This is a genomic window from Streptomyces sp. CRN 30 (genome assembly GCF_034105845.1).
The window spans coordinates 72891-82594 of the sequence record NZ_JAVRHI010000196.1; the positions used below are offsets into that span (position 1 = coordinate 72891).

5 protein-coding genes are annotated in these 9704 nt (G+C 73.6%); all 5 read right to left on the bottom strand.

Annotated elements, in window-relative coordinates:
• Positions 1-133: 133 nt before the first annotated feature.
• Positions 134-3523 carry a dTMP kinase gene (tmk, locus tag UW392_RS20840; RefSeq protein WP_320776561.1) on the bottom strand — a complete coding sequence of 1130 codons (3390 nt, stop codon included), beginning with the start codon at positions 3521-3523 and terminating at the stop codon, positions 134-136.
• Positions 3524-3697: 174 nt separating this feature from the next.
• Positions 3698-6523, bottom strand: coding sequence for a type I DNA topoisomerase (topA, locus tag UW392_RS20845; protein ID WP_320776562.1), 2826 nt, complete (start codon positions 6521-6523; stop codon positions 3698-3700).
• 268 nt (positions 6524-6791) lie between these two features.
• Entirely contained in the window at positions 6792-6989 is a 198-nt protein-coding gene (locus tag UW392_RS20850) for a hypothetical protein (protein ID WP_320776563.1), read from the bottom strand.
• A 338-nt stretch (positions 6990-7327) separates the two neighbouring features.
• Positions 7328-8854: a class I SAM-dependent methyltransferase gene (locus tag UW392_RS20855; RefSeq protein ID WP_320776564.1), complete on the bottom strand. Its 1527-nt coding sequence runs from the start codon at positions 8852-8854 to the stop codon at positions 7328-7330.
• A 103-nt stretch (positions 8855-8957) separates the two neighbouring features.
• Positions 8958-9548, bottom strand: a complete 591-nt coding sequence (locus UW392_RS20860; protein WP_320776565.1) for a small secreted protein — start codon at positions 9546-9548, stop codon at positions 8958-8960.
• Positions 9549-9704 lie beyond the last annotated feature (156 nt).

The window sequence follows — 9704 nt, forward strand, 5'->3', positions numbered from 1 at the left end:
CGCCGCGGCCCGCGCGGATACCCCGCCACGACCCACACGGGCACCCCGCCGCGGCCCGCGCGGATACCCCGGTGGACCGTGGTGGGTGACCCCGCCACGGACGGACTGCCCGGAAGGCGGGAGCCCCGGCCGGTCAGCGGCGGCTGCCGCCCCGGCCCCGGCCGCCGCCCTGGCCGCCGTCGTCCCCGCGCTCGTTCCTGGGGTCCTCGCGCGGTCCCAGCAGTTCGTCCGCCAGGGACGGCAGGTCGTCCAGCGGGGTCTCCTCGGCCCAGTCGGACCGGGGCCGACGGCGACGCGGGGCGCCCTCGGCGTCCACCTGGGGCAGCTCGCGCGTGCGCTCCTCCGGCCGCTCGGGAGTCCCCCACTCGGAGGCCCGCTGCCCGCCGGCGGGCCGCTCGTCCCGGAAGTACCCGGGCGGCACCCGGTCCGCCGGCTCGCCGGGGCCGTGCCCCGGAAGGGCGTCACCCTCCCGTACCGGAGGCAGTACGGCCGTCTCGTCGGCCGCCCCCGGATGCACCGGCGGCTGCGGGAACTCGGCCGTCGTCTCCGCGTCGGGCGCGCCGGGGCGCACCCGCGGCAGCACGGCCGTCTCGTCCACGGGTCCGCCCGACGTGTCCGTCGGCGTCACCGCCGGCACCGGCGTGGTGACGGTCGTCGCGTTGTCCCGCGTGGAGGCGGGCACGTCCTCGGGATCCCTCGGGTTCCCCGCTTCGGCACGCCCGTCCGGCGCCGGAGCCGCGTGGCCCGGTTCCGCAACGGCGTCCTTCTCGAAGGAGATCCTCGCGGTCCCGTGCCCGCCGGGCGTCCCCCCGGACGCCCCGCCGCTCGCCCCCGTCCCGCCGGGCCTCCTCGTCCCGCCGGCCGGCGCGCCGCCGTCGAGCGTCCCGGTCCCGCCCGTCGCCGTCACCGACGCCGCCGCGGCGGCAGCCGCCTCCGCCGCTCTCCGGGCCTCCTCGGCTCTCAGCAGCGCCTCTTCGGCCTTCCGCTGCTTCTCCAGGCGCCGCGCCTCCGCCTCGGCACGCAGCCGCTCCTCCTCGGCGGCCTGCTTGCGGCGGCGCTCCTCCTCGACCCGGCGCCGGGCCTCCTCCTCGGCCCGCGCCTTCTCCTCCGCGAGGAGCCGTGCCCGCTCCTCCTCGGCCCGCCGCCGGGCCTCCTCGGCGCGCTGCCGGGCCTCCTCGGCCTGCCGTTCGGCCTCGCGGCGCTGGGCCTCCTCCAGTTCGCGCCGCTTGCGCTCCTCCTCCTCGGCACGCAGCCGGGCGAGCTCCTCCTGCCGCTCGCGCTCCAGGCGCTCCTCCTCGGCCTTGCGGGCGGCCTCCTCCTCGGCCTTGCGCCGCGCCTCCTCCTCGGCCTTGCGGCGGGCCTCCTCCTGCGCCTTCACCTCGGCCTCGGAGAGCGGCAGCACCATGTCCAGCCGGTGGCGCACGACGGTGGTGACCGCCTCGGGCTCCTGGCCCGCGTCCACGACCAGGTAGCGCCCCGGGTCGGCGGCGGCCAGCGTGAGGAAACCGGAGCGCACGCGCGCGTGGAACTCGGCCGGCTCCGACTCCAGCCGGTCCGGCGCCTCCGTGAACCGCTCGCGCGCGGTCTCCGGCGACACGTCCAGCAGCACGGTCAGATGGGGCACCAGACCGTCGGTCGCCCACCGGGAGATCCGGGCGATCTCGGTCGGCGACAGGTCACGGCCCGCGCCCTGGTAGGCCACCGACGAGTCGATGTACCGGTCGGTGATGACGACCGCGCCCCGCTCCAGGGCGGGCCGGACGACCGTGTCGACGTGCTCGGCGCGGTCGGCCGCGTACAGCAGCGCCTCCGCGCGGTGCGACAGCCCGGCCGAGGAGACGTCCAGGAGGATCGAGCGCAGCCGCTTGCCCACGGGGGTGGCTCCCGGCTCACGGGTCAGCACGACCTCGTGGCCCTTGGCGCGGATCCACTCGGCGAGCGCCTCGGCCTGCGTGGACTTGCCGGCGCCGTCGCCGCCCTCCAGGGCGATGAAGAAGCCCGTCGTCGCGGGCTCGTCCGCCGGCTCGTCCCCGCCGCGCAGCGCGTCCCGCAGGTCGTGCCGCAGCGGTACGCCGGACCGGTCGTCGACCTTGGCCAACACCAGTGCGGCCACCGGCAGCAGCAGCGCGCCCACGAGCATCAGCGTGAACGCGGCGCCGCCGTGGGCGAACACGAACCTGCCGTTCTCCAGCCGGTGCGGTCCGATCAGGGCCGCCACCAGGGGGGCGATCAGGGCGCCGAGCGCCACGAAGACCCGTACGACCGCGTGCAGGTGCCCGGTCGTCCGCGCCCGGCGGGCCTCCTCCGTCTCCTGGTCGAGGAGCGCGTGCCCGGTGTTGGCGGCGATGCCCGCGCCGACCCCGGCGAACCCGAAGACCAGCACCACGCTGGTGACGTCCGGCACGAGCCCGGCGGCCAGCAGCGCCACGCCCGTGAAGGCGACGGCCAGCGCGAGCAGCCGGCGGCGCGACAGGGACGGGAGCACCGCGGGCGCCGTGCGGATGCCGGCGACGACGCCGCCCGTCAGGGCGGCGACCAGCAGCCCGTACAGCACCGGCCCGCCGCCGAGGTCCTTGGCATGCAGCACCGCGACCGCGACGGACGCGGCGACCGCCGCAGCGACGGCCGTGGAGGCGAGCACCAGGACAGGGATGGCGCCGGTGCGGCCCTTGTCCCCGCCCGCGGCCGCCCGGGGGCGGCGCAGTCCCTCCAGCGGGGACCGCGCGCGCGGGGTGCGCGTACCGGGCAGTTCGAGGAAGACGACGACCGACAGGGAGGCGGCGAACAGGCCCGCGGCGACGTACGACGCGAGCGCCGCCTGATGCCGGCCGAACCAGTCGATGCCGGCGCCCAGCAGGTTGTTGAGCAGCGACACGACGACGAGTCCCGCGCCCGCGAGGGGCACCGCCGCGAAGCCCGTCCGCAGGGACAGGCGCCGCAGCGCGTCCATGTGGTCCGGCAGGGGGCGCACGGCAGCGCCCTCCAGCGGCGGCGCGGGCAACAGCGCCGGAGCCGCGCTCTCCCGGCACACCGTCCAGAAACGCTCGGCGACCCCGGCCACGAAGACGGTCACCAGGAGGATCGCCAGCGCGTTGTCCGGTGTCCAGTCGAGCCACAGCGGCGCGACGATCAGCAGCGCGGCACGCAGCCCGTCCGCGGCGACCATGGTCCAGCGCCGGTCGAGCGGGCCCTCCACGGACGTGAGCGACGTGAGCGGTCCGAGCAGCACGGCCCCGAAGAGCAGCGTGGCCAGGATGCGCACACCGAAGACGGCCGCGACCGTGAGGGCGACACCCCGGTAGCCGCCGCCGAAGGAGCCCTGCGCTATGGCCGCCTGGAAGGCGAGGAGCACCAGGACGAGGAGCGCCAGGATGTCGCCCGTGCTCCCCACGAGCTGCGCGCTCCACAAGCGCCTGAGCTGCGGCCGGCGCAGCAGGGCGCGGACGGCGCGCTCGCGGGAGTCCGCGGCCAGCGCGTCGTCGGGGGCCTGGTGGTGGGCCGTAGGCTGCTCCGCTCGCGTCATGCGTTCAGCCTATCGGCAGCCACCGACACCCCGAAGGGACAGTCCGCCGGTGCACGGGCCCCCACACCGGCACGGACACCCTCACCTCGTGACGCCGGTGCGCCCGTCCGGCGGATCGCCCGTGAAGCACCAGTGAAAGGGGAGGGACCGGAACTGCCCGGAACTGCCCGACCCTCAGTCCTCGGCCGTGGCCTTGGCCGCCGTCGTCTTCTTCGCCGCCACGGTCTTCTTGGCCGTCGTCGTCTTCTTGGCGGCCGTCTTCTTCGCCGCGGTCTTCTTGGCCGTGGTCGTCTTCTTGGCCGGAGCCTTCTTGGCGGCCGTCTTCTTCGCCGTCTTCTTGGCGGGTCCCTTGGCCCGCTTCTCGGCGAGCAGCTCGTAACCGCGCTCCGGGGTGATCGTCTCGACGCTGTCGCCGGACCGGAGGGTCGCGTTGGTCTCGCCGTCGGTCACGTACGGGCCGAAGCGGCCGTCCTTCACGACGACGGGCTTCTCACTGACCGGGTCGGTGCCCAGCTCCTTCAGCGGCGGCTTGGCGGCGGCCCGGCCACGCTGCTTGGGCTGGGCGTAGATCGCCAGCGCCTCCTCCAGCGTGATCGTGAAGAGCTGGTCCTCGGAGGTCAGGGAGCGCGAGTCCGTGCCCTTCTTCAGGTACGGGCCGTAGCGGCCGTTCTGCGCGGTGATCTCCTGGCCCTCGGCGTCCGTGCCGACGACCCGCGGCAGCGACATCAGCCGGAGCGCGTCCTGCAGCGTCACCGTGTCCAGCGCCATCGTCTTGAACAGGGAGGCCGTGCGCGGCTTGACCGCGTTCTTGCCCGTCTTCGGGGTGCCCTCGGGAAGCACCTCGGTGACGTACGGGCCGTAGCGGCCGTCCTTGGCGACGATCGTGTGACCGGTCGCGGGGTCCGTGCCCAGTTCGAAGTCGCCGCTCGGCTTGGCGAGCAGTTCCTCGGCGAGCTCGACGCCCAGCTCGTCCGGTGCCAGGTCCTCCGGGATGTCGGCCCGCTGATGGTTCTCGGAGTCCTTCTCGCCGCGCTCGATGTACGGGCCGTAGCGGCCGACGCGCAGCACGATGCCGTTGCCGACGGGGAAGGACGACACCTCGCGCGCGTCGATCGCGCCCAGGTCGGTGACCAGGTCCTTCAGGCCGCCCAGGTGGTCGCCGTCGCCGTTGCCGGCCTCGGCGGCGGTACCGGCGCCGCCCGTGTCCTCGCCGAAGTAGAACCGCTTCAGCCACGGAACCGCCCGCGCCTCGCCCCGCGCGATGCGGTCCAGGTCGTCCTCCATCTTGGCGGTGAAGTCGTAGTCGACGAGCCGCCCGAAGTGCTTCTCCAGGAGGTTGACCACGGCGAAGGACAGGAAGGACGGCACGAGCGCCGTGCCCTTCTTGAACACGTAGCCGCGATCGAGGATGGTGCCGATGATCGACGCGTACGTCGACGGGCGGCCGATCTCGCGCTCCTCGAGCTCCTTGACCAGGCTGGCCTCGGTGTAGCGGGCCGGCGGCTTGGTCGCGTGGCCGTCGACCGAGAGCTCCTCGGCGCTCAGCGGGTCGCCCTCGGTGACCTGCGGCAGCCGGCGCTCGCGGTCGTCGAGCTCGGCGTTCGGGTCGTCGGCGCCCTCGACGTACGCCTTCAGGAAGCCGTGGAAGGTGATCGTCTTGCCGGACGCGCTGAACTCGGCGTCGCGCCCGTCGGTGGCGGTGCCACCGATCTTGACGGTGACGCTGTTCCCGGTCGCGTCCTTCATCTGCGAGGCGACGGTCCGCTTCCAGATCAGCTCGTAGAGCCGGAACTGATCACCCATGAGCCCGGTCTCCGCGGGCGTGCGGAAACGATCGCCCGAGGGCCTGATCGCCTCGTGCGCCTCCTGCGCGTTCTTGACCTTCCCGGCGTACGTACGCGGCTTCTCCGGCAGGTAGCCGGCGCCGTAGAGCTGCGTCACCTGGGCGCGGGCGGCCGAGACGGCCGTGTCGCTGAGCGTCGTCGAGTCCGTACGCATGTAGGTGATGAAGCCGTTCTCGTACAGCTTCTGCGCGACCTGCATGGTGGCCTTCGCGCCGAAGCCGAGCTTGCGGCTCGCCTCCTGCTGGAGCGTCGTCGTACGGAACGGCGCGTAGGGCGAGCGGCGGTACGGCTTGGACTCGACCGAGCGCACGGAGAACGCGGTGTTCGTGAGGGCCGCGGCGAGCGCGCGGGCGGCGGTCTCGTCGAGGTGGAGGGTGTTCGCGCTCTTGAGCTGCCCCAGCGAGTCGAAGTCACGGCCCTGGGCGACCCGCCGGCCGTCGACCGTGGTCAGGCGCGCCACCAGGGAGGACGGGTCGGAGGGGTCACCGGCCCTGCCCGTGCCAAAGGTGCCGGTCAGGTCCCAGTACTCGGCGGAGCGGAACGCCATGCGCTCGCGCTCCCGCTCGACGACCAGCCGGGTCGCCACGGACTGGACACGGCCCGCCGACAGCCGCGGCATGACCTTCTTCCACAGGACCGGCGAGACCTCGTACCCGTACAGACGGTCGAGGATGCGGCGGGTCTCCTGGGCGTCGACGAGCCGCTGGTTCAGCTCGCGCGGGTTGGCCACGGCGGCCCGGATCGCGTCCTTGGTGATCTCGTGGAAGACCATCCGGCGGACCGGGACCTTGGGCTTGAGGACCTCCTGGAGGTGCCACGCGATGGCCTCGCCCTCGCGGTCCTCATCGGTGGCGAGGAAGAGCTCGTCGGACTCGCGCAGCAGGTCCTTGAGCTTCTTGACCTGTGCCTTCTTGTCTGCGTTGACGACGTAGACGGGCGCGAAGTCGTGGTCGACGTCCACGCCGAGGCGGCGCACCTCGCCGGTGTACTTCTCGGGCACCTCCGCGGCGCCGTTCGGAAGGTCACGGATGTGCCCGACGCTCGCCTCGACGATGTATCCAGGGCCGAGGTAGCCCTTGATCGTCTTCGCCTTGGCAGGCGACTCGACGATGACGAGTCGGCGGCCGCCCTTCGCGGTCTCGCTGGTCGGGGACAACTTCGCTCTTCTCTCCGGTCGACGCTGGGTCTCCCCAGGTCTTCTCCCCGGGGTCGAGTCATGCTGACGCTGCGGAGTGTGACGGTACATCCCGCCCCCGTGTCAAACGGGAAAAGCCCGCAACGGCCACTCGAACGGTAACCCGACTACCGGTATTCCTGCCGCCCGGCGTGGTCAGCGCCCCTTCCGGCCCCATCCGGAGGGTGACCTCTCAGTTACTCGTCGATCGTCTCCGGCCCCGGGCGCACCCCGCCGTCCACCGCTTCGCTCAGAGCCGGCCGAAGCACCACACGGCCAGCGCGAGGGCGATCAGCGCGGTGGCGCCCGCGACCGTCGCGGAGGCGACGGGGTGCGCCCCTTCGGCCACCGGCAGCCGCTGCTTCAGCCGCGTCGCGGTCCAGGCCGCGAGCCCGGCCCCGAACAGGGCGAACACCACTCCGGTGAAGATCGCCGGCCCGCTTTCCATGTCCCGTTCCTCCCGTCCTGGTGCCTCCGGTGACGAGAGAGTCGCACGCGAGGGAAGCGGGCATGCGAATCCGCGGTGAACGTCGGGCGACCGGCCCCCCGGACGGCGCCCGCGGGGTGCTTTCGCCGGCCGCCCGCTCCGTTCCGGTCCGGGCCGCCCGCGGTGCGTACGGCCGTGGCGCGTCCCCGGCCCGGTCGCTCTCCGCGGACGGGGCGGCCCCGGAACGCGCGCCCGCGCCCGGCCGCTCAAGTCGACTCGAATGTGTTGCCGCAGGGACGCCCCGGGCTGTTGTGGGGGAAGGGCGGACCGACGCCGCGGGGGGACCGTCGGCCGGGCCGTCACCGGGCCGGTTCGAGGAAGCCCTGCTCCACCATCAGCCGGATCTGCGCCGGGGTCCGGTCGCGCAGCGCCACCGGGTCCTCGCCCACCAGCTGGGCGATGGCGTCCAGGATGCGGCCCGCGCTGAGCGTGCCGTCGCACACCCCGGCGAAGCCCGCTCCGACCGTGTCCACCTTGGTGGCGCGGCGCATGCCCCGGTTCTGCCGCAGCACCACGTGCTCCGGGTCCTCCGCGCCCGGCAGCCCGACCTGCTCCTGGACGGTCTCCGCGACGAGCTGGAAGTGTGCGGCCAGCAGCGCCGCGTCGTCGTGTTCGCGCAGGTAGTCGACGCGCTCGAAGTGCGCACGCACCGTGTCCCCGAGCGGCTGTTCGACGGGGTGCGGCCACTCCTCGACCGTGATGGTGGGTTCGGTCTCCGCGGCCCCCGCCCTCCGCAGGGTGATCCACCCGAAGCCGACCGCCCTCACCTTGCGCGCCTCGAACTCGTCGAGCCACGCGTCGTACCGTGCCTGGTACCCGGCCGTGTCCCCGCGGTGGTCGCCCGCGTCCCGCAGCCACAGCTCCGCGTACTGCGTGACGTCCTGCACCTCGCGCTGCACGATCCACGCGTCGCAGCCGCGCGGCACCCACGAGCGCAGCCGGTCCTGCCAGTCCTCGCCCTCCACGTGCTGCCAGTTGGCGAGGAACTGCGCGTACCCGCCCTCGTTCAGCCGCTCCCCCGCCTGCTGCACCAGCGTGCGGCACAGGTCGTCCCCGCCCATGCCGCCGTCGCGGTACGTGAGCCGGGCGCCCGGGGAGATGACGAAGGGCGGGTTCGACACGATGAGGTCGTAGGTCTCGTCGTCCCGTACCGGCTCGAAGAGCGACCCCTCGCGCAGGTCGGCCGCCGGGGCGCCGGAGAGCGCGAGCGTCAGCGCGGTGATGTGCAGCGCGCGCGGGTTGACGTCGGTGGCGGTGACGCGGGTGGCGTGCCGGGCGGCGTGCAGCGCCTGGATGCCGGAGCCGGTGCCGAGGTCCAGGGCGGACGTGACAGGGGTCCGTACCGTGATGCCGGCGAGCGTGGTGGACGCTCCGCCCACTCCGAGGACGACGCCTTCCTCCCGGCTGCCGATGCCGCCGGCCCCGCCGACCGCGCACCCCAGGTCGGAGACGATGAACCAGTCCTCGCCGCCGGGCCCCCCGTACGGCCGGACGTCGACGGTCGCGGCCAGCTCGTCGCCGCCGACGCGCACCAGCCAGCCGCTGTCCACGCACGCGTCGACCGGCAGGACGTCCGCCACGCGCGCGTGCGGCACGGGCTGCTGCAGCAGGAACAGCCGTACGAGCGCCGCCAGCGGCGAGTCACCGCGCGTCGCCCGCAGCGCGGGCACGATCTCACTGCGCGCGAGCGCCGCGTACGCGGGCGCGCCGAGCAGGTCGAGCAGCCCGTCGGCGGTGAAGGCGGCGTCGATCAGGGCGTCACGGAGCCGCGCGGCTGCTTCGGGGCGGTCGGTGGACGGCAGGGATGACAGGCTGGAGTTGCTCACCCCTCCATTGTGTCGCTCCCCACCGGCCCGGCACGTCACCTGGAGGACGCCCGCCGGATGCGTCGGCGTCCGGCACGCGCGCGTGCCGGACGATGCCGGACCGTCAGCTGCTCGTGGCCGTGGCCGGGGCGGAGGCGGACTTGCAGCTCTCCTGCTGGGCCATCGCCCGGCCGACGTCGCCCCCCTCCAGCGTCTTCAGCGCGTCGTTGCCGCTCTTGCTCAGCTTGTCGAGCTCGGTGGCGACCCCCTTCAGCCCGTCGGCGAACTTCGCCTGGTCCTTGGTGTCGAGCGCGTCGACCTGCTTCCGCAGCCCCGCGTACGCCGTCGAGATGTCGTTGAGCTCCTTGACGGCGTTCTTCTGCTTGGTCTCGCCGTCCTCGACGTCCGGCGCCCCGGCCTTCTGCACGGCCGCGCCGATCGCGTCGTAGGCGTCGGACATGTCCTGGAAGGCCTTGGAGTCGGTGCTCTGGACGTCCTCCGGCGTGCTGTTGTCCGAGGTCTGCTTCTGGATCGCGGTGTTGGCCGCCTCGATCTTCTCGGCCTGCGGCTGGACCGCGTCGCAGACCTGCTGGGCCCAGGAGTTCAGCTTCTCACTGCTGTCGTCACTGCTGCACCCGGACAGCGCCAGTACCAGTACCGCACCGCCGGACAGTGCGGCCGCGAGCTTCTTGTTCACCGGATTGGTCCCTTCCATGGCTCTCGGCCCCGGAACATACACGCCGGATCGACGACACCCGTACACCGAACATCCGTTTCACTGCTTTTTGCAGCCATTTGCACCAAGCGAGAGAAGGCTCACGGAGGGGCGCACACAGCAGGGCGGGCGGACGGCACGTCAACGTGTGCCGTC

Bases quoted from the DNA above. Each gene is read 5' to 3' on its own strand.
- tmk (WP_320776561.1), bottom strand. From the start codon at position 3,523: ATGACGCGAGCGGAGCAGCCTACGGCCCACCACCAGGCCCCCGACGAC.
- UW392_RS20850 (WP_320776563.1), bottom strand. From the start codon at position 6,989: ATGGAAAGCGGGCCGGCGATCTTCACCGGAGTGGTGTTCGCCCTGTTC.
- UW392_RS20860 (WP_320776565.1), bottom strand. From the start codon at position 9,548: ATGGAAGGGACCAATCCGGTGAACAAGAAGCTCGCGGCCGCACTGTCC.